The organism is Pseudomonas fluorescens, from assembly GCF_001307155.1.
Classification (GTDB): Bacteria; Pseudomonadota; Gammaproteobacteria; order Pseudomonadales; family Pseudomonadaceae; genus Aquipseudomonas; species Aquipseudomonas helvetica.
Genome location: NZ_CP012830.1, coordinates 3,463,278 through 3,482,017 on the forward strand (window position 1 = coordinate 3,463,278; position 18,740 = coordinate 3,482,017).

At 58.3% G+C, this 18,740-nt stretch carries 19 protein-coding genes and 3 pseudogenes; 12 read left to right on the forward strand and 10 right to left on the reverse strand.

Annotation, left to right across the window (positions count from 1 at the left end; genetic code table 11):
- Positions 1-43: 43 nt before the first annotated feature.
- Both AO353_RS15655 and AO353_RS15660 read right to left on the reverse strand, forming a co-directional pair.
- The gene (locus tag AO353_RS15655; protein ID WP_054595771.1) at positions 44-442 is read right to left on the reverse strand and encodes a hypothetical protein; all 399 of its coding nucleotides are present in this window, start codon (positions 440-442) and stop codon (positions 44-46) included.
- A 70-nt stretch (positions 443-512) separates the two neighbouring features.
- On the reverse strand, positions 513-851 hold the full coding sequence (locus AO353_RS15660; protein ID WP_371917623.1) for a hypothetical protein: 339 nt from the start codon (positions 849-851) through the stop codon (positions 513-515).
- A gap of 199 nt (positions 852-1,050) precedes the next feature.
- Here AO353_RS15660 and AO353_RS15665 point away from each other — a divergent pair, with 199 nt between their 5' ends.
- The 3 genes from AO353_RS15665 (at position 1,051) to AO353_RS15675 (ending at position 4,510) form a co-directional block, all read left to right on the forward strand.
- A complete protein-coding gene (locus tag AO353_RS15665) occupies positions 1,051-1,761 on the forward strand; it encodes a response regulator (protein WP_033865698.1) in 711 nt (236 codons plus the stop codon).
- 8 nt (positions 1,762-1,769) lie between these two features.
- A complete protein-coding gene (locus AO353_RS15670) occupies positions 1,770-3,107 on the forward strand; it encodes a sensor histidine kinase (RefSeq protein WP_054595772.1) in 1,338 nt (445 codons plus the stop codon).
- Between the two features lie 281 nt (positions 3,108-3,388).
- Complete coding sequence (locus tag AO353_RS15675) at positions 3,389-4,510, forward strand: alginate lyase family protein (RefSeq protein ID WP_081013740.1); 1,122 nt, start codon at positions 3,389-3,391, stop codon at positions 4,508-4,510.
- 151 nt (positions 4,511-4,661) lie between these two features.
- On the opposite strand, the gene AO353_RS15680 is transcribed toward AO353_RS15675, so the two are convergent.
- The 5 genes from AO353_RS15680 to AO353_RS15700 form a co-directional block, all read right to left on the reverse strand.
- Complete coding sequence (locus AO353_RS15680; RefSeq protein ID WP_054595774.1) at positions 4,662-5,120, reverse strand: hemerythrin domain-containing protein; 459 nt, start codon at positions 5,118-5,120, stop codon at positions 4,662-4,664.
- A gap of 373 nt (positions 5,121-5,493) precedes the next feature.
- A complete protein-coding gene (locus AO353_RS15685; protein WP_054595775.1) occupies positions 5,494-5,715 on the reverse strand; it encodes a formate dehydrogenase subunit delta in 222 nt (73 codons plus the stop codon).
- Complete coding sequence (gene fdhF, locus AO353_RS15690; protein WP_054595776.1) at positions 5,712-8,600, reverse strand: formate dehydrogenase subunit alpha; 2,889 nt, start codon at positions 8,598-8,600, stop codon at positions 5,712-5,714. Before fdhF ends, AO353_RS15685 begins: the two co-directional genes overlap by 4 nt.
- On the reverse strand, positions 8,597-10,159 hold the full coding sequence (locus AO353_RS15695) for a formate dehydrogenase beta subunit (protein ID WP_081013741.1): 1,563 nt from the start codon (positions 10,157-10,159) through the stop codon (positions 8,597-8,599). The genes fdhF and AO353_RS15695 overlap by 4 nt, the downstream gene beginning before the upstream one ends.
- Complete coding sequence (locus tag AO353_RS15700; RefSeq protein ID WP_054595777.1) at positions 10,156-10,632, reverse strand: formate dehydrogenase subunit gamma; 477 nt, start codon at positions 10,630-10,632, stop codon at positions 10,156-10,158. Before AO353_RS15700 ends, AO353_RS15695 begins: the two co-directional genes overlap by 4 nt.
- Positions 10,633-11,170: 538 nt before the next feature.
- Between AO353_RS15700 and AO353_RS15705 the strand changes: the two genes are divergently transcribed.
- The 7 genes and pseudogenes from AO353_RS15705 to AO353_RS15735 all read left to right on the forward strand — a co-directional run.
- Positions 11,171-12,319 carry a hypothetical protein gene (locus tag AO353_RS15705; RefSeq protein ID WP_054595778.1) on the forward strand — a complete coding sequence of 383 codons (1,149 nt, stop codon included), beginning with the start codon at positions 11,171-11,173 and terminating at the stop codon, positions 12,317-12,319.
- On the forward strand, positions 12,316-12,702 hold the full coding sequence (locus AO353_RS15710; protein WP_054595779.1) for a hypothetical protein: 387 nt from the start codon (positions 12,316-12,318) through the stop codon (positions 12,700-12,702). The genes AO353_RS15705 and AO353_RS15710 overlap by 4 nt, the downstream gene beginning before the upstream one ends.
- Before the next feature lie 260 nt (positions 12,703-12,962).
- Entirely contained in the window at positions 12,963-13,325 is a 363-nt protein-coding gene (locus AO353_RS15715) for a hypothetical protein (protein ID WP_054595780.1), read from the forward strand.
- Between the two features lie 112 nt (positions 13,326-13,437).
- Positions 13,438-13,805 (forward strand): annotated as a pseudogene (locus AO353_RS15720) (LysE family translocator); the annotation flags it as partial.
- Between the two features lie 357 nt (positions 13,806-14,162).
- On the forward strand, positions 14,163-14,600 hold the full coding sequence (locus tag AO353_RS15725) for a DUF3592 domain-containing protein (RefSeq protein ID WP_054595781.1): 438 nt from the start codon (positions 14,163-14,165) through the stop codon (positions 14,598-14,600).
- Positions 14,601-14,610: 10 nt separating this feature from the next.
- Complete coding sequence (locus tag AO353_RS15730; protein WP_054595782.1) at positions 14,611-15,189, forward strand: hypothetical protein; 579 nt, start codon at positions 14,611-14,613, stop codon at positions 15,187-15,189.
- A gap of 174 nt (positions 15,190-15,363) precedes the next feature.
- Positions 15,364-15,630 (forward strand): annotated as a pseudogene (locus AO353_RS15735) (LysE family translocator); the annotation flags it as partial.
- A 149-nt stretch (positions 15,631-15,779) separates the two neighbouring features.
- Here AO353_RS15735 and AO353_RS15740 read toward each other — a convergent pair.
- From AO353_RS15740 to AO353_RS15750, 3 genes and pseudogenes are all read right to left on the reverse strand, one after another.
- Entirely contained in the window at positions 15,780-16,013 is a 234-nt protein-coding gene (locus tag AO353_RS15740; protein WP_054595783.1) for a hypothetical protein, read from the reverse strand.
- An 18-nt stretch (positions 16,014-16,031) separates the two neighbouring features.
- Positions 16,032-16,331: pseudogene (locus AO353_RS15745) on the reverse strand (hypothetical protein); the annotation flags it as partial.
- A 148-nt stretch (positions 16,332-16,479) separates the two neighbouring features.
- A complete protein-coding gene (locus AO353_RS15750; RefSeq protein WP_054595784.1) occupies positions 16,480-17,253 on the reverse strand; it encodes an alpha/beta fold hydrolase in 774 nt (257 codons plus the stop codon).
- A gap of 657 nt (positions 17,254-17,910) precedes the next feature.
- Between AO353_RS15750 and AO353_RS15755 the strand changes: the two genes are divergently transcribed.
- Positions 17,911-18,294 (forward strand): DUF6124 family protein, encoded by a 384-nt coding sequence (locus AO353_RS15755; RefSeq protein WP_054595785.1) that lies wholly within the window; start codon positions 17,911-17,913, stop codon positions 18,292-18,294.
- A 34-nt stretch (positions 18,295-18,328) separates the two neighbouring features.
- Complete coding sequence (locus tag AO353_RS15760) at positions 18,329-18,586, forward strand: hypothetical protein (RefSeq protein ID WP_054595786.1); 258 nt, start codon at positions 18,329-18,331, stop codon at positions 18,584-18,586.
- Positions 18,587-18,740: the final 154 nt, after the last annotated feature.

Genomic DNA, 18,740 nt, shown 5'->3' on the forward strand with positions numbered 1-18,740 from the left:
TAGTGAGCGTCCAGCCCGATCAATGTGCGTTCAGGATACCGCCTCAATCGGATTCGGCCTGCTCAATCGCCTTCTTGATATTCGGTACCGCATAGTTGGTAAACCAGTGGTTCATTCCATTGATCGCCTGTTGCGCTGGCGCCGCATCCCGAGCCCCGATCAGTTCGCTGCACGCTTGGGCCATGGCCAGCAACATCCGCGCCGACTCAGGCACATAGGGCAGGCTGACGCCTTTGTCGTGGCGTTCCTGAATGATCCGGTAGCGAATGTTCTCCGGCAGTGTCCAGGCACTGATCAGAAACTCATGAACGGAGTACGGATGGCCGTTGACCTCCACCGTGGCCGTGCGGTGCTCCTCTCGATAACCGGCGTTCTCGATCTGCTCGCAGCTGTCGATGACAGTGTTCATCATCTCGCGGATTTGCTTCCAGTCAGTGTGCATGTGAAGAGTCCTTTTCAAATGGCGATAGCTATAGGCTATAGGCTATAGGTTGCGGTGCCTGTCTTCCAGATCATTGGACAGGTCGAAGATCAACGTGTAATTGATCGCTCCCACGCGGGTGAACGTGGGAACGATCAATCGGCAAGACTTCCAAAGCGTCCCCACCCTGCACCAACGTTTGCGCCTCACCATTCTCAATCACCCAGCGCAGCAACTCGGTCACCGGCACGCGGTGGCTGCGTTCGACCCATTGCAGGCCGTCGGGGCTGTAGTGTTCGGTGTAGCGGGTGAGGATCAACTCGCGCTGGTCACTCGACAGTTGGAGGCTGACTTCGCGGCAGTGCAGGTTGGCGTTGGCGTGTTTCACCACGCGTTGTTGCAGGATCAGCGGCTGGTTTTCAGAGATCATCGGTCTGGGCTTCCTGGCAGCGGTGTACGCGTGCGCAAACAGTCTTCGGGAAAAGGTGACAGATGCTGACATTCGGGCCTTGCGCAAAGATGTCTGCTTTTTTACCTGGCTGTCGCTTTGTTACCCGATTGAAATATATGACGGAGCGCGCCGAATGGTTTTAGATGTGGGTTCTTTCAGACCTTAAGTGATGCCGCTGGTGAGCAGTCTTTTGATCGTGGACGACGACCTTGAGGTCCTCGCGCTGCTGAAGAAATTTTTTGTGCAACAAGGCTATGCGGTGGAGGTGGCCACCGATGGCGCCTCGATGTGGGCGGCGATTGAGCGCCAGGCGCCGGACCTGATCATTCTCGACCTGATGCTGCCGGGCGAGAACGGGCTGACGCTGTGCCAACGCTTGCGCCAGCAATACCCGACGCCGGTGATCATGCTGACCGCCATGGGTGAGTTGAGTGATCGGGTGGTCGGGCTGGAGATGGGCGCCGATGATTACCTGAGCAAACCGTTCGACGCCCGGGAGCTGCTGGCCCGCGTGCGCGCCGTGCTGCGTCGTGCAGGCGAAAGCCGCCCGCTGACCGGGGAAGCGCCGCGCCCGCTGATCAAGTTCGCCGACTGGCAACTGGACCTCACTCGTCGGGAACTGCGTTCACCGGATCAGGTGATGATTCCGCTGTCGGCCGGGGAGTTCGACTTGCTGCTGGTGTTTGTCGAGCATCCACAGCGCATTCTCACCCGGGAACAGTTACTGGACCTGGCGCGAGGCCGCACCCATGAGGCATTTGATCGCAGCATCGACGTTCAGGTCAGCCGCTTGCGGCGCAAGCTGGAGTACGACACCAAGCGCCCGGAGATGATTCGTACCGTGCGCAATGGCGGGTATCTGTTCACCCCGAGCGTGACCCGCCAGTGAAAAAACTCATGGCCGCTTTGCGTCTGCGCCCGCGTGACACCGTGGCCCGCTGGATCGCCCTGACCACCCTCATCGCAATGCTTACGTCGCTGGCGTTCAACGCGCTGTTTATCCAGTTGGCCGGCGTCTGGGCTTATCCGCCGCTGGCCGAAACCGGACTCCTGGAAAAAACCGCGTCCATTACCCGGATGATGGAAGCCTCACAAGCGTCGCAGCGCGAGCGCCTGGCCGAGGCCGCCAGCGAAAACTCCTTCAGCGTCAGCTGGCATGCCACCCGTCAAGGCCTCGACTTGCCGGACACTCCCGAAGCGGCTTACCGCACGGCCTCACCGGAGGCCCAGCGACTGTTCAACACGCCGACCCGCCGAGTCGAAGCCTATCAACCCGGCGACTGGCCACAGAAGAACGGTCACTACGCTTTGCTGGTGCAACTGGCGGATCAGTCCTGGCTGATGTTCAGCGTGCCGTCACGCAGTTGGGGGTTGGCGGAAGGGCCACGAACCCTGATCGTGATTCTGCTGGTGTTGCTGTCGACTGGCATCGTCGCGCTGATAGCCACCCGCCGACTGGCCAAACCCTTGCAGCACTTTGCCCAAGGCGCCCGACGTTTTGGTGTCGACTTTCGTGCACCGCCCATCGACCCGGTCGGCCCGCATGAAATCCGTCAGGCGATCCTCGCGTTCAATGCCATGCAGGCCCAGTTGCAGCACTTCATCAAAGACCGCACGCAGATGCTCGCCGCTATCTCCCACGACCTGCGCACCCCGCTGACCCGCATGCGCCTGCGTGGCGAATTCATCGAAGACCCGGAGCAGCAACAACGGCTGTTTCGCGACGTCGACGAAATGCAGGCCATGATCAATTCCGCCCTGGAATTCTTCCGCGATGACGCCCGCCTGGAACAGGCAACCCAGTTCGACCTGGCCGAACTGCTGCAAACCCTGATCGACGACTACCGCGACCAGTCCATCGACATCACCTTCAGCGGCCCACCCCGATTGGTCTACTTCGGCCGCCCGCTGGGGCTGAAACGGGTGATCACCAATTTGCTGGACAATGCAATCAAGTACGCCAGTGATCCGGCGGTTGAACTGTGCCAGGAGGACGAACAGGTGATCGTTCGCGTACTCGACCGTGGGCCGGGTATCCCGGCTGACAGTTATGAACAGGTGTTTGCGCCGTTCTTTCGGCTGGAAGGGTCGCGGAATAAAAGCACGGGGGGCGTGGGGCTGGGGTTGTCGTCGGCGCGGGCGATTGTTCTGGAACACGGCGGCACGCTGACCGTGAGGAACCGCACGGGGGGAGGGTTGGAGGCACGGGTGGTGTTGCCGGTGCAGGTGGGTTAGAGAGGATTTATGCGGGGACAGACGTGCTGTTCCTGAAAGGTTTTTTCGTACAGAACCAAGCGAGCTTTGGGCAATCCAACAGCAAGTGCCAATCAAGGCGCCGAATCATCTGGCCTGAGGATCAATCGTGAAAGCCCTGATGCAATTCAAGTCAATTTCCCGAATAAGGCCTGGGCGCACGGCGGCCCCCGGTTGGTGAACGACCGCTATCAAATGAATTGGGGCCGAGGCACATCTGGAAACCTTCCATGCGTTGATAAACGCGAACGGACGCCCACTGTATGATTCTTCGTAAAATCGTGCCAAACCGGCTATCCACCAGAGTTCGAAACCTGGCTGCCGCTGTCCTCTGGATTCAGGTCTGTACGGGCTGCGTTGCCCAGGAAGCTCAACATGACGTGTCTTCCAAAACCGCAGCGCCCAGCCAGCAGGCAGCCTGGCCAAGTGCGGAACTGGTCGACTCGCTACGCACGTCACCAGGGCGGTGGTCCGCACTGCGTGCGACGTGCGATCGGAACCTCGACTACACCCCGCATCCAGTCGCTGATTTCACCCCGCCAGCGCATTATGTCGACCGGGCAGGCGAGCAACGCATCGCCAAGTCACTGGGAGACGACGGTAACGTCGCCTATCAAGAGGCGCTGTGTTTTGCGCTGAGCGGCGATCGGCAATACGCGAAAACCAGTGAGCGCATACTCGATGCGTGGGCGGCAGGTGTGCAACACATCGACCGTGGGCAAGGTACCGCCGATTTCAACTTCACGTTTCCCAAGTATGTGTTGGCCGCGGTGATGCTGCGTGCTGACAGTCAGTGGCATGACGCTGCGTTCAAGAGTTTCCTGCGCGAACGAGTGCTGCCCCTGTCGGTCGCATCGCGAGCAAACAACTTTGGCAACTGGGGTGTGCTGCTTGAAGCCAGCAGTGCCGCCTATCTCAATGACCGTCACCTCATGGAGAAGGCAAAAAATCGATGGAGCGCCCTGATGCTTAGTCAGGTGTCGTTAGATGGGTCAATGGCGGCTGAGATCTGCCGGAGCAACACCACAGATTGGTGTGGCGGACCCGATAAAGGAGTCAATGGCCTTTCGTATACCCACTATACGTTGCTGCCCACCACACTGGCCGCGGAGGTCTTTCGCAATGAGGGCTTCAACGTTTATGCAAGCAATGCTGGTCAGCGACTTGCCCTGGCCTATGCAAGAGCCGCCGGTTGGACCTTGCATCCGGAAACCTTCCCTTACTACGCCAGTAATGGTGGGCATTTGAACGGTGTGCGCAACGCGGCATATTTCCGGATTTTGCAGCACAGGATTCCCGGTACTGACGGCGGTGTTGCCATTCACCAGGGCAGTCTCGGAATGGATGGATACGAAATCGCCCTGTTGTATGGAGAGGCTCTGTAAGTCATTGCTGGCGCTCCCTGCCACATAAAAACGCGGACAGGCTACGTTGTCTCACATCCAAAATCGTAGTCTGTCCCGTATTTTCATTGACGTTGTGAGCTCAGGCATTAAGCAATAATCCACTCTTTAATGAAGATGTTGAGCATTCCGCTTAATGCCACTGACTCCTTACTTCCTGCCACTGGGTTTCTGACAGCCACTTATCTGCCATCGGGAAGAAGATGTTCTCCTCGGACTCCATATGATCATAGTATTTCTTGATAAAGTCATCGATGGTATCAGCGATCACTTTCATTTCCTGAGTTGAATCTTCCAACGCCTTGAGTTGTCCAGCAATGCGCCCAAATGCCAGATGGTCGCGCTCGATATCCTTGACCCGTGGATGGATCGGTGCCTCGGTCTCCAGCAAGGCCCGCCGGATAATCTCTTCATTTTCATGGTGATGCCGCTCTGCGTCACCGTGCAAGGCTTCCAGTTCCTGAAACAACAGCTTGCGATCATCGGCATCGGCGGACTCATGTTTCATTTTTCCCAGTAATCCTTTGATCTGGGTAATTTTTTTAGCCGCCTCATGATGGTAAGTGTGCAGTTCATTCAACAGGGTGTTCATATAAAGTCCTCTCCGCTGCACCAAGGCATCATGAATAATTAATATTAATCACCAACTTCCAAGGGTGGCCATATATAAACTTCCATCACGTCTAATGCCTCCACCCACAGCATTCATCACTATGTACTAAACCTTCTTAGTATAGTCGGGCGCCCAATACTCACCCCGGGAAATGTGCAGCCCTTGGATGAATTGGAAATATCAGGTCAGTGTTGATATGCGTTATTTGATCTGCAGCAGGAAATGCTGCAAATAACAGAGGACGGTGGTTTTGGAGGGGGGAAGAACGGGGGGGGGTTATCAAGCAGAGCATGAGTTTGCCCCTTGGCCTGTCTTCACAGGCCAAGGGGCAATTTCAATGGATCAGATGAACCTAAGCCTCCCAGCCCGCCTCACTGACTGCCGCCTGCACCAGCGGGTGCAAGTCTGCCCCTTGATGCTCTGTCTGCCAGGCCAGCAATTCCTTGCGCATGCCGGGCGTCCAGTACATTTTCATATGATTACGCACGTCGAGCACGGCCTGTTTCTGGTCCGGCTCGCTGGCAAAGTACTGGGCGATCTGGTTGGCCATTTTGATCAGGTTGGCGGTGCTCATCGGCGTACCTCGGCTTTTGCTCCGGCAGCGCGGGCCTGGCGGCGTTCGTCGAGCAGGCGTTGTTGTTCGTCGCTGAACTCCTGATAGCGTTTTTGCCATTCGGAAGGGTGGTAGACGCGGCTGACTTCCACGGCGGTGACCTTGTACTCCGGACAGTTGGTGGCCCAGTCGGAGTTGTCGGTGGTGATGACGTTGGCCCCCGATTCCGGGAAGTGGAAGGTGGTGTACACCACGCCCGGGGCTACTCGTTCGGTGATCCGCGCACGCAGTACGGTTTGTCCGGCGCGGCTGCCAATGCCAACCCAGTCACCTTCGTTGATGCCACGGCTCTCGGCGTCGGTCGGGTGGATTTCCAGGCGGTCTTCGTCGTGCCAGGCGACGTTTTCGGTACGCCGGGTCTGGGCGCCGACGTTGTACTGGCTGAGGATCCGCCCGGTGGTCAGCAGCAGCGGATAGCGGCTGTTGACCTTTTCCTCGGTGGGCACGTAGCCGGTGAGCATGAAGCGTCCTTTGCCGCGCACGAATTCCTCGATGTGCATGGTCGGCGTGCCGTCTGGTGCTGCGGCGTTGCACGGCCATTGCAGGCTGCCGTGGCGATCCAGCGAGGCGTAGCTGACGTTGGTGAAGGTCGGCGTCAGGCTGGCGATTTCATCCATGATTTCCGATGGATGCTGGTAGTTCATCGGGTAACCGAGGGCGTTGGCTAGGGCCACCGTGCCTTCCCAGTCGGCCTTGCCGCCCAGCGGTTCCATGACCTTGCGCACTCGGGAGATGCGTCGCTCGGCGTTGGTGAAGGTGCCGTCTTTTTCGAGGAACGAGCTGCCCGGCAGGAACACGTGGGCGAACTTGGCGGTTTCGTTGAGGAAAATGTCCTGCACCACGATGCATTCCATGGCCGACAGGGCCGCGGTGACGTGCTGGGTATTCGGGTCGCTCTGGGCGATGTCTTCACCCTGGCAATACAAACCCTTGAAGCTGCCGCCCAGGGCGGCTTCGAACATGTTGGGAATACGCAGGCCCGGATCGGGTTGCAGCGTAACGTTCCAGGCTTGTTCGAATTGCGCTCGTACCACCTCGTTGGAGATGTGCCGATAGCCGGGCAACTCGTGCGGGAAGGAGCCCATGTCGCAGGAGCCCTGAACGTTGTTCTGCCCACGCAGCGGGTTCACGCCCACGCCTTCGCGGCCGATGTTGCCAGTGACCATGGCCAGGTTGGCGATGCCCATGACCGCGGTGCTGCCCTGGCTGTGTTCGGTAACACCCAAGCCGTAGTAGATCGCCGCATTGCCACCGGTGGCATACAGCCGGGCGGCGGCGCGGATGTCGGCAGCGGCGACGCCGCAGATCTCGCCAAGGACTTCCGGCGAGTTTTCCGCACGGCTGACGAACGCCTTCCACTGGGCGAAATCGCTGCCTTCGCAACGGGCGTCGATAAAGGCCTGGTTGAGCAGGCCTTCGGTGACGATGACGTGGGCCAGGGCGTTGAGCATGGCGACGTTGGTGCCCGGACGCAGGGCCAGGTGCAGTTCGGCGCGGGCATGCACCGTGTCCACCAGATCAATGCGGCGTGGGTCGATGACGATCAGCCGCGCACCTTCACGCAGGCGGCGCTTGAGCTGGGAGGCGAACACCGGGTGGGCGTCGCTCGGGTTGGCGCCCATCACCAGAATCACGTCGGCTTGCATCACCGAGTCGAAGCTCTGGGTGCCGGCGGATTCGCCCAGGGTTTGTTTCAGGCCATAGCCGGTCGGCGAGTGGCAGACCCGCGCACAGGTGTCGACGTTGTTGTTGCCGAACGCGGCGCGCACCAGTTTTTGCACCAGGTAGGTTTCTTCGTTGGTGCAGCGGCTGGAGGTGATGCCACCAATGGAGTCGCGGCCGTATTTTTGCTGCAAGCGGCGGAATTCGCTGGCGGCGTAGGTCACCGCTTCGTCCCAGCTGACTTCCTGCCAAGGGTCGTTGATGTGCTTGCGGATCATCGGCTTGGTGATGCGATCCGGGTGGGTCGCGTAGCCCCAGGCAAAGCGCCCTTTGACGCAGGAGTGGCCGTGGTTGGCCTGGCCATTCTTGTCAGGGACCATGCGCACGACCTGGTCGCCTTTCATCTCGGCGCGGAACGAGCAGCCCACGCCGCAATAGGCGCAGGTGGTGATCACGCTGTGTTCGGGCTGACCCAGCTCTACCACGCTTTTTTCCATCAGCGTCGCGGTCGGGCAGGCTTGTACACAAGCGCCGCAGGACACGCATTCCGAGTCGAGGAAGTTCTCGCCACCGGCGGCCGCGACCCGGGATTCGAAACCACGCCCGGTAATGGTCAGGGCAAAGGTGCCCTGGGTTTCTTCACAGGCGCGCACGCAGCGGTTGCAGACGATGCACTTGCTCGGGTCGTAGTCGAAATAGGGGTTGGAGGTGTCCTTCTGGTCGTCCAGATGGTTCTCGCCTTCGTAGCCGTAACGCACTTCCCGCAGGCCGACCTGGCCGGCGACGGTTTGCAGCTCGCAGTTGCCGTTGGCCGAACAGGTCAGGCAGTCCAGCGGGTGATCGGAGATGTACAGCTCCATGACGTTGCGGCGCAGGGTCGCGAGCTTTGGCGTCTGGGTGTGCACGCTCATGCCTTCGCTGACCGGCGTGGTGCAGGACGCCGGGTAACCGCGCATGCCGTCGATCTCGACCAGGCACATGCGGCAGGAACCGAAGGCTTCCAGACTGTCAGTGGCACACAGTTTGGGAATGGTGGTGCCGAGCATTGCGGCGGCGCGCATCACCGACGTGCCTTCGGGCACGCTGATGCTTTGGCCGTCGATGTTCAGGGTGATCTGCACTTCGCTGTGGCGAGCCGGGGTGCCCAGATCGATATCGGTGTTCGGGTCGAAGAGAGTGATCATTGGTCGGCCTCCGAGGCTTGCAGACCGAAGTCAGCGGGGAAGTACTTGAGGGCACTGACCACTGGATAGGAAGTCATGCCGCCCAGCGCGCACAGCGAACCGTACTGCAGGGTGTCGCACAGGTCCTTGAGGATGATCACCTGTTCATCGCGACTGCTCTGGTCAGGCGCGGCCAGCAGGCGGTCGATCACCTCCACGCCGCGGGTCGAGCCGATGCGGCAGGGGGTGCATTTGCCACAGGATTCCTCGGCGCAGAACTGCATGGCGAAACGCGCCATGTGGGCCATGTCGAGGCTGTCGTCAGCTACCACCACACCGCCGTGACCGAGCATGGCGCCGATGGCGGCGAACGCTTCGTAATCCAGCGGCGTGTCGAATTGCCCCGGTGGCACCCAGGCGCCGAGAGGGCCGCCAACCTGTGCGGCTTTCAGCGGTCGTCCACTGGCGGTACCGCCGCCGTACTCTTCCACCAGTTCGCGCAGGGTCAGGCCAAAGGCCCGCTCTACCAAACCGCCGTGACGAACATTGCCCGCCAGTTGGAAGGGCATGGTGCCCAGCGAACGGCCCATGCCGTAATCGCGATAGAACTGAGCGCCCTTGGCCATAATCATCGGCACCGAGGCCAGCGTCAGCACGTTGTGCACCAGGGTCGGCAGGCCGAACAGGCCCTGCAACGCCGGGATCGGCGGCTTGGCGCGGACGATCCCGCGCTTGCCTTCGAGCGAGTCGAGCAGCGCGGTTTCTTCACCGCAGATGTAAGCGCCGGCACCGACCCGCACTTCCATATCAAAGGCTAGACCGCTGCCGCCGACATTGGCGCCGAGGTAACCGGCCGCCCGGGCGATGTCCAGCGCCTCGCGCAATGTGGCCACGGCTTGTGGATATTCCGAGCGCACATAGATGTAGCCGTAGCTGGCGCCGACGGTGATGCCGGCAATGGCCATGCCTTCGATCAACAGGAAGGGGTCACCTTCCATCAACATGCGGTCGGCGAAAGTGCCGGAGTCGCCTTCGTCGGCGTTGCACACAATGTATTTCTGCGCCGCCTGAGTGCCGCGCACCGTGCGCCATTTGATCCCGGCGGGGAAGGCCGCGCCGCCACGGCCACGCAGGCCCGAATCGAACACGGCGGTCGCGGTTTGCTCACCGCCCAGGGCGATGGCCTGGGTCAAACCCTCGAAACCGCCATGGGCGCGGTAATCGTCCAGCGACAGTGGCCGGGTAATACCGGCGCGGGCGAACAGCAGGCGTTGTTGCGACTTCAGGTAAGGCAATTCTTCCACCAGGCCCAAAGCCAGTGGATGGGCGGACGGCTCGCCTTGCAGCGCATCGAGCAGCGATGGCACATCGGCGGCGGTCAGCGGGCCGAAGCCGATACGGCCTTGCGGCGTGTCCATTTCCAGCAGTGGTTCCAGCCAGTACAGACCACGAGAACTGGTGCGTTGCAGGTCCAGCGGCAGATTGCGTTCGCGGGCCTGAGTGGCCAGGGCCACGGCCACCTCATCGGCGCCCACGGCACGGGCAAGCGAATCACAGGGCAGATAAAGACTCGGCATCATGCGTCCTCCAGACAAGCGTCGAGCAGGGCATCGAGGCGCTCGGCGCTGAGGCGCGCATGCACCTGACCATCCAGCTCAAGGGCCGGCGAGCAGGCGCAGGCACCGAGGCAATACACCGGGCGCAGGCTGATGCTGCCGTCGGCACTGCTGCCGTGGTCGTCCAGTTGCAGGCGTTCACGCAATTGCGCCGCGAGCTGCTCGGCACCGCGGCTCTGGCAGGACTCGGCCCGGCACAAGCGCAGGATATGCCGCGCCGGAGGGGCGGTACGGAAGTCATGGTAGAAGCTGATCACCCCGCGAACCTCGGCCTGACTCAGGTTCAGCGCATGGGCAATCTCGGGGACGGCGGCATCGGGGATGTAACCGATGCCCTCCTGAATATCATGAAGGATCGGCAACAGCGCGCCGGGCGAACCCTTGTGGCGCTCCAGCAGGTTGTTGACCATAGACAGGTGCAACATCTCATCAGGCATACAGCATTCCTCACGATCACGGGCAAACCAGGTGGTTGTCGGTTGTCCGAAAGTGTCGGCTGCGGCGTTCACGCCACGTCACGGTATCGTGGCATTTTCAGGCCGTTGGCCAGGCACCCTGAGCGGGCATCTTGTTGGGCCCGGTACGGTCTTTGCCGCACCTCTTCAGGGCATATAGGGCAGCTTGCCACGCCGCCTTTGAATCATCTGCACGAAAGCGACGTGTTTGGTTCTTTCTACGACTACCCGTTAAGTCTAGAAGAGTGTGGCCGAAGGCGCCGTCTCTGGAGGGGATTTATGCCTTTTTGCTTTAGGGGTTATGCAAAAAGGATCGCAGACGGGGAAGGTGACGACTGAGTTCAGCGGGAGGAATTCGACGGTGGAGATTTCGAAACGGGTTTCTCAAAACAAAATGACAGGGATCAGGAGTTTTGGCAGAGCATTTAGGATTTGTCTTGCAGCCAATGCTTGAGTTTTTGGATAGGGTCATTAGGCCCAGACTTAAGTCAGGATTCCCAAGGACGAACAAGGATGATTCATGAGCGAATACGGAAACGTACCTAGACCCGCCCTCGCAAACTCACCGAGAAATAAACCTTATCGCGGTGGTGAACCTACAGACCTGCACGCCAAATACTGGTCGCAATACCCTGAAGCCCCAGCGAAGAAGCCCGTAGCTGCAAAAGAGCCGGCTGAACCTGGCTTCTACATCGTTCAGGAAGTCATGCCGCGCTCTGCTCTCGAATCTGCATTGTTCGATAAACCAGATGGAGCAACGCTTGAGAAATTCAAGCGACTCAACCCACACGTAACCGGCTACGCCAAGCCCGGCCAACTCATCGTCTTGAGCGATCCGAATAACCCGCAATGCACACGCGAAGAAGCACTGCTCATGGAAGCAGCTCAGAAGGTGGACGCTGCACTCAAGCCCATGAGCGACGAAGACGCCAGCTTCATGGTTCGCCATCGGAGCGAAATAGAATCCATTCTTTCAAAAGGCTCAACATCAATCGGGGTTGCTGAATCAATCTTCGCCAAGAACTTGGAAGACGTGAAAACCTCTCTGAAAGATATTGAGACCTTGCACCAGAAAAGCTTCCAACGTGACGGCCACTTGCGTAGCCCAGAGTTCTTTGCTGAGCGTGCACGACTGTTTGCCAAGCTCGATAGGCAGCTCACCGGGCTAACCAGAAAGGGCATCGGCTTCCCAGATCATCCGAGCCTGAAAACAGCTCTTGGAATATCAAGTAAAAGCTTGGTGCACCACTGGGGTTTAGCCGGCGCTCCGGGGCAGATTCCAGGTTATGCCACGCACTCGGAAGGTGTAGCCAAAGCGGCCAAAGTTGTTAAGTACGGCGGCTGGATTGGCACAGCCGTAGGGGGCGGTGCGTCTTACATGAAGGTTCAAGAAGTCTGTGCGGCAGGCAACAAAGACGCCTGTGAAAAGATCAAATACACCGAGAGTGGTAACTTCGTTGGTGGAGTGGCTGGTGGTGCTGCTACTGGTGCGTTTTTGACCGGTTCCACAGCAGGAGTTATCTGCGTTGGCTTGGGCGTACCCACAGGTGGCATGGCAACGCTAGCATGTGGCGTCATAGTTGTAGCGGCAGGCTCATACGCTGGGGGCGCCCTTGGAGGGGCTACAGGCGAATGGGCCGGTGAGAAGATCTATGAGGCGGGCAAATGAGTTTGAACGTTGTTGATAAGGTACTCCTATCCATTGCCCTCATTGATCTGGCAGGGATTTTTCTTTGGATAGGCGTCTGTCTGCATCTGGCCTACACGAAAATGGATTTGATGTTGGAGCATCTGAAAAGTTGCTCAGCCATCATGTCTCGTGCTCCGCTTCGACATGGTGGGCCTTGGGGAAAACTTCTGCTCGTCGGTGGCATTTCGGGAATTGTTACCTTCCCTGGATTTTATTTGAAAAGGGGCGAGCTAAGTTCTGAAGATTTAGTCAATTTTCCCGCCTCCCTTAAACGCAAGTTAGCAGTAATGCAATGGAGCGTGATTTGGCTGTTATTGGTAATGATCAGTTTCGGGGTGGCTGTTAAATTGGGTTTTATTTAATGTTGCTGTGTACTGAGTTGCCCCTGTTTCATATGCATATTCGAATGGCTCTTTTGGCCTATAGTGGCGGTTGGTGCCGGGCGTAAAGGAAGGTCAATGAAGGAAAGTCAGTCGGTCAGTCATTTTATAGGTGGCTATGTACCGCTATACAACCAGCTTCCTTCACAAATTATACTTCGCTCGCGGAAAATGACAGAGACCAGGTGTTTAGGCGGTGCTACTGGCGAGTTGGCAGGTGAAATGGTTTTCGAGGTCATGAAATGAATACCGCTGAGCTCATTGTCGGTGGTCTGTGCGGCATGGTGATCGCTCTGTTGATCGTCTGGATCTATATTGCACACACCAAGATGGACTTGATCCTGGAGCACCTCAAGAACAGTTCCGCTGGAACTAAGTTGGCTGCACTAAAACACGGAGGAGTATGGGGAAGACTGCTGTTAGTCGGCGGTGCGTCTGGACTCGTTACGTTTGCGAATTTCTACATCAGACGCGGCACTCTCAGTACAGAGGACGTAAACAACTTTCCGGGTCCACTCAAGCAGAAACTTGTGTTGGTGCAATGGAGCGCTATAGGGCTGCTTTCTGCGATGACTGTGCTGGTTGCTGTGGGTAAATCAGGGTAAGCGTCCGGGGGACACACCTGTTTGAATACGCCACCGCTCATAGCCCTAAGGACGGTGGCACATGCGGCCTGTTCAAATGTAGGATTGACGCAAAATGGTGATGGATATCCATATGAATCTTGCGACGCTAGCGTTATTCCTGCCCGCCTGCTTTGCCCTGAATATGGCGCCAGGGCCTGACAACCTGCTGTCTATCAGCAATGCAACACGCTACGGATACCGCACATCATGCATGGCAGGTGTTGGTCGCTTGCTGGCGTTCGCGCTGATGATTGCGCTGGTTTCGGCAGGCTTGGCCGTAGTGTTGCAAACCTCAGAGCTAGTCTTTTATGGGATCAAAATAGTTGGCGCGGTCTACCTTTTTTACTTGGCATACCAGTTGTGGAGGGCTGAACCACGAGCGGAAGCCGAGTCAAAAAATGCCCCGTTAGGTCTTTGGGCGCTGGCAAGCAGGAATTCCTCGTCGCCGCAGGCAACCCTAACGATGGACAATCTAAATTCCGCTGACTGGTTGAATCCACAGCCAGAAACGGCCCATTAGAATCGCCTATTGGAAACGACGAATATCTCTTTCAACGCAACTTGATCAACACGTCCAGAAATGCGCGTACAGCCGGGTTGGTGCGGCGACACACCCGAGATTTAACAGAAAGAAATACAGCGCTGCGAAAGCCAAAATCGCGGTAGACAGCCCTGGATCATGCCGAAGTCAGTAAACGCAATGGCACCGATATGAACGCTGGGCAGCGCCAGGCGCAGTTCTTTCCCATCCGATTGACAGATTCCCGCCGGCTCATTGTAATAGCCGGCGTTTACGGACGATGCAAGGGACCTGCCATGACCAAGACGCCATCTTCTGACCGGGGCGATCTGCCCCGCGCGCTGATTTTCATCCCGCTGGGCCTGTGTCTGCTCTACCTCACCCTATGGCTGGTCGAAGACCGGCTGGGCTTTCTGGCCCAGGCGCAACGCGCCGAAGGGCATGTCAGCGCCCTGAACGCGGGCGGCAGCCACCCACAAATTGACTTCACCGACGCCACGGGCAAGGCGTTCAGCTACCCCGAGAGCGGGTTTATATTCGGCTACGCGGTGGGCGACTCAGTGACAGTGCTCTACCGCGCCGATGCACCCTCCAGCACCGCGATCATCGAAGACCATGGCGCGCTGTGGGGCGCGAGCCTGCTGGCGGGCCTGTTCGCAATCGTGTTCACCGCAGGGGGCGGCTACCACGTGGCCGCATGGATTCGCCGGCGCCAGATGGCGCGGCCCAAATAAGGACATTCAAATGCAAATCCCATTACCTGTAACTGTCAGTGACTGGCGCTACAAGACTGCCAGCAGTGGCGGATTGACCGTAGTGTTCGCGGCCGCCGCTGGCGGTGCACTGACACTGACCGACCCCAAGGGGGTCGACCAGCAGTTTCGCTATGGCTCGGTCGGGGTCGGCGTGGGCGTGGGCGCGCGCCTGCCGCGGTTCGGCAAGGTCAACTTGCACGTGCGGGGCAAGAGCGTCGGGGCAGCGGGCGCAAGCGAAGACTTTCCGGCGTTCGGCAAAGTGCTGGTTGCAGACTCGATCGCTGCCCGCGGTCTGCTCCGCGAGGACTTCCAAGGCGCTTGTGTGTTCATTGAAGGGGGCGTGGGCCTGCTCGGTGGGGCCAGCGGCTCGGCCATGCTGTTCGGTCTGGACCCCAAGCTGCTGGCCACGGCCGCCGCCACGCTGACGCCAATGGGCAGCATGCTCCTGCCTCACGACAGCACGGCGCGCCTGCTGCGCTCGGCCAAAGGAGTGATCATCGCTGCTGGCCTTAACGTGGGGCTGCAGGCTGGAGGCGGCGCGACGATTTCCCTGGGCGGGCTGTTCTGATCATCAGCCCTCGCGGGCGTGAGGCTCGCCAGTGCCCGCAAGCCTGCCAGGATTTCCCGGAGCGTCGAGCCGATCAAGAACAGGGTCATCCGTTCACGCTCGGCCAGCACGGCCATGGCGTTTATTCCATTGACTGCTTCGAAAGCAGTCATTGATAAGCCTAAAATCAAGCTGGCCACCAGCAACCCTAAAACCATCCTGATTTTTACCGCGTTCTTACCTCAATTCGTCGACCCAACGGCAGACATGGGTTCTCAGTTTGCGTTGTTAGGTCTTCTGTTTTTGGTATTGGAGTGGATTGCCATTGGCATCTATGCGTTCATCGGATTGTATATGCGACGTTGGTTTGCCCTGCCTCAGGGTAAGCAAATTTTCAACCGTTGTTGCGCTGGTTTGTTGTCGGCTGCCGCCTCGATGTTATTGATGGCACGTCGAGCGTGATTCGCAGTAAGCAGATGATGCGAAGCGTCTGCGACTCATCTGCGTAGTTGGACGGGTTGCCAGTCCTATGCTAGTTCTCCTACCACGCCTCCCGGCATGAAATCCGTACTTCGATCTCGAGAGTGGCCGATTATTAATGAGCACCTGGCTCATTCCACATACCGGGCCCGACTAAAAAACAGCCCCGTCCCGCTACCGATGGCATAGGTCGAAGCGATGCCCAGATCGAAGCCGGCAATGAAAGGCGGCAGCATGAAAATACTCATAAACCCCAGAACGAACAGGGTGATGCCCAGCCATTTTCTGAGGCGGTAGGATTTCAGATAGAAGAAGAACAGCAGGAACACCGCGTAAGCACCGGCATACAAGCCATATTCGCTCATGGTCTATCCGCCTTGATTCGCTGCGGCGAAAACACCACTGGTGAGGATGGCGATACTCGTTCGTTGGGCATTGAGTAAATCCCCCTGTGGCCGGGTCAGGGGTTTGGAGATCCCGACCATCATTTGGCAGGGCAAATCCTTGGCGAGCATTTTGTCGTACAGCTCCACCACAAGATTGCTCACTTCATAGTGGGCGGCTTTCGTTTCACCAAAATGCAGCGTTCTGAGGCTACCCCGTTCGCTGGCTGACAGGGTGAAGCGCGATACGTTGAAGACAATTCCATGGTTGCCGGAAAACTGGTCATTCTCAAACTTCAATGCTCGCATCCTTGTCGAGTCTGGAAAGGCGAGGAGTCTGTCTTAGCCCATGGGCGTTCGCAAGCGCTTGGTAATACGCTGAAAAAGACTTTCATCTCGGGTGAAAGTGGGGCGCTTTGACCTGCCCCTGTACTTCCCAACAACTTCTCTATCGAACGCTAGCGATGAAACGCAGGATTTCCCGCTCGACCTTTTCGGGCTGGTCGAGCTGTATCCAGTGTCCCGTATCCGCCACCACGGCGTGGGGTAACTCCGGTCGTAACGCGTAGAGCGCATTGGGATTGTCGTTCGCGCTACTGACCAGCAGAAAAACAGGACCTTTCCATGCATCCAGTGCGGGTTCCGGGTTCCAATTGGCGAACGCCACCGCAAACCCCAACCGTGCCGCTGCATCGACCGCAGCACAATCTTCCAGAACTCTGGACGTTACCTTTACGTTATTGCCCGCGATCGTGGCGTAGAACCCCTGTTGCACATCAAGGCTCGCAGGCCCTGCAAGCGCCTCCAGCATTCCGGCGCGAACCTCATAGGGAAGTGCCCTTGGATCGGTCGCGGGATCAAGCAGGAACACGCCAGCCACGCGGTCGGCGTATCTGGCGGCATAGTCCAGTGCTGCGGCGCCACTTCCGCTGTGGGCCACGATGATGAAACGCTCAAGCTTGAAGGCGGCGGCTGTATCGATGATGTCCTGCGCACGCCCTGCATATGAATAGTCACCATCTGCAGCCGGGGAGCTGTCTCCGCTGCCCCGTGAATCAAGGGCATAGACTTTCCTGTCGCGTCCGATAGGTTCGAGCATTTCCGCCCACTGGCTTGCTCGACCGGAGTCCGCATGGAGGAAGAGCACCGGCAAACCTTCGCCGTGCCCTGCTTCAATCACAGCAAGATTGCCCTGCGTTCCAGCGAATAGCGTCTGCTTCATAGTGTTCTCCTTTGTGTGTTCCGTACCGTCCGTGGAAAAAGATAAGCCGACGACAACGCCGATCAGCAGCGTAGGGCAAAGAAGGGGGGCAGGCTACGTTTTCTCATACCCATGATCGTGGTCTGTCCCGTGTTCCCCAAATCCCAGTCAGCACGCACAACCCCTGTGGGAGCGAGCTTGCTCGCGATAGCGCCAGATCAGCCAACACCAATGCTGAATACCCAGCCATCATCCCAAACAATCCGCCCCCACAAACATCACACCTCACCAACCGGTATCAGGAAAGAAACGGGGACAGACCACGATCATGAATGTGATGAAACCTTATCTGTCCCGCGTTTCCCCTCGTCCTAGGACATTTCCCGCAAACCGTAGTGCCTTCCATGAACTGGCGGCAGCTCTTCTTCAGGGATAGCCTTCAGGTGTCGCTGCGCATCAGCGATCGGCTTTGACAGGCTGAGAAACGTAGCTTTCACTCCTCTTGATAAAACGGCATGCTTTCCCGCGTGCAGTTTCGTTCTGGCGGCTGTGCGTGGGGCATCTTCGGGTGCACCAGGTGCTTACGTTCCTGGTCTGTCAACCCGCGTACAGTTGCCACCCAATCCTGTTTGACAGCAGGGGCTGGCAGCTTCGTTAACCAACGTAAGGAGTTCTGCCATGAAAAAGGTCACCCCCAATCCGCCCGAAGTCCCGACCTCGTCTACCTCTGATCCCGTAGATCCCATCCCGCTCAGCGAAACCGCCCAACGCGCCGTCAGTGCCCGTTTGCGTAACCCCAGTCACCCTGATCCCGTCAGCCATGTATTCACCATTGTCCCCGATGTAGACACGCCAACCTTGCTGGTCCACGCCAGCGAAACCCTCGCCTCTATTAACGCCATGACCACCGACCTAGCGTTCGAACTCGAAGGCTCGCGGCGTAATATGGCACTGGCGATTCAGCAGTTGGCCGTGCTGGCCGAGTTGCTGGTAAACCGAGCGCTGGACCACCTTGACCAGCCCGATGAAGCGGTTGAGAGTCAGTCCGCTGTCCACCACTGAATGACCGCGCTCGTTTACCCAATGGAGGTTTGTCATGGATCGATACATGCCAGTCACCGGCATTGACTGCACCATCCCGTCACTGCTGATCGATACCCAAGCGCCACTCGATGTGCTGCACGAAACCGCGGCCTACCGCATCCGTACTGCGACTCAACTGCTGGAGAACATCGCCGTGGGCGAGGGGGTTCACAGTGAGCTGGCGCGGGTGCTGGTGACTTCACTGCGCGATGGTTGTGATTTGCTGGATGTGGTGGGGCGACGATTGCAGGTGGAGGTGTTGTTGGTATGAAGAATGGGCGACCTTGTTTAGGTCGCCCATTTTAGTTGGTGGAAAAACTGGTATGAAAATAAAGCTGTCCCGTTTTTTCACACAAAAAAAGACCTTGAATTTCAAGGTCTTTTTTAATTTAGTGCCCGAGGGAGACTCGAGAGTTCCATATTTT

Excerpts from the sequence above, each read along its gene's own strand:
- AO353_RS15680 (WP_054595774.1), bottom strand. The coding sequence starts at position 5,120 with ATGAACACCCTGTTGAATGAACTGCACACTTACCATCATGAGGCGGCT.
- AO353_RS15715 (WP_054595780.1), top strand. The coding sequence starts at position 12,963 with ATGAATACCGCTGAGCTCATTGTCGGTGGTCTGTGCGGCATGGTGATC.
- AO353_RS15655 (WP_054595771.1), bottom strand. The coding sequence starts at position 442 with ATGCACACTGACTGGAAGCAAATCCGCGAGATGATGAACACTGTCATC.
- AO353_RS15670 (WP_054595772.1), top strand. The coding sequence starts at position 1,770 with ATGGCCGCTTTGCGTCTGCGCCCGCGTGACACCGTGGCCCGCTGGATC.
- AO353_RS15700 (WP_054595777.1), bottom strand. The coding sequence starts at position 10,632 with ATGCCTGATGAGATGTTGCACCTGTCTATGGTCAACAACCTGCTGGAG.
- AO353_RS15675 (WP_081013740.1), top strand. The coding sequence starts at position 3,389 with ATGATTCTTCGTAAAATCGTGCCAAACCGGCTATCCACCAGAGTTCGA.
- AO353_RS15725 (WP_054595781.1), top strand. The coding sequence starts at position 14,163 with ATGACCAAGACGCCATCTTCTGACCGGGGCGATCTGCCCCGCGCGCTG.
- AO353_RS15710 (WP_054595779.1), top strand. The coding sequence starts at position 12,316 with ATGAGTTTGAACGTTGTTGATAAGGTACTCCTATCCATTGCCCTCATT.
- AO353_RS15660 (WP_371917623.1), bottom strand. The coding sequence starts at position 851 with ATGATCTCTGAAAACCAGCCGCTGATCCTGCAACAACGCGTGGTGAAA.
- AO353_RS15740 (WP_054595783.1), bottom strand. The coding sequence starts at position 16,013 with ATGAGCGAATATGGCTTGTATGCCGGTGCTTACGCGGTGTTCCTGCTG.
- AO353_RS15730 (WP_054595782.1), top strand. The coding sequence starts at position 14,611 with ATGCAAATCCCATTACCTGTAACTGTCAGTGACTGGCGCTACAAGACT.
- AO353_RS15695 (WP_081013741.1), bottom strand. The coding sequence starts at position 10,159 with ATGATGCCGAGTCTTTATCTGCCCTGTGATTCGCTTGCCCGTGCCGTG.
- AO353_RS15685 (WP_054595775.1), bottom strand. The coding sequence starts at position 5,715 with ATGAGCACCGCCAACCTGATCAAAATGGCCAACCAGATCGCCCAGTAC.
- AO353_RS15750 (WP_054595784.1), bottom strand. The coding sequence starts at position 17,253 with ATGAAGCAGACGCTATTCGCTGGAACGCAGGGCAATCTTGCTGTGATT.
- fdhF (WP_054595776.1), bottom strand. The coding sequence starts at position 8,600 with ATGATCACTCTCTTCGACCCGAACACCGATATCGATCTGGGCACCCCG.
- AO353_RS15705 (WP_054595778.1), top strand. The coding sequence starts at position 11,171 with ATGAGCGAATACGGAAACGTACCTAGACCCGCCCTCGCAAACTCACCG.
- AO353_RS15755 (WP_054595785.1), top strand. The coding sequence starts at position 17,911 with ATGAAAAAGGTCACCCCCAATCCGCCCGAAGTCCCGACCTCGTCTACC.
- AO353_RS15760 (WP_054595786.1), top strand. The coding sequence starts at position 18,329 with ATGGATCGATACATGCCAGTCACCGGCATTGACTGCACCATCCCGTCA.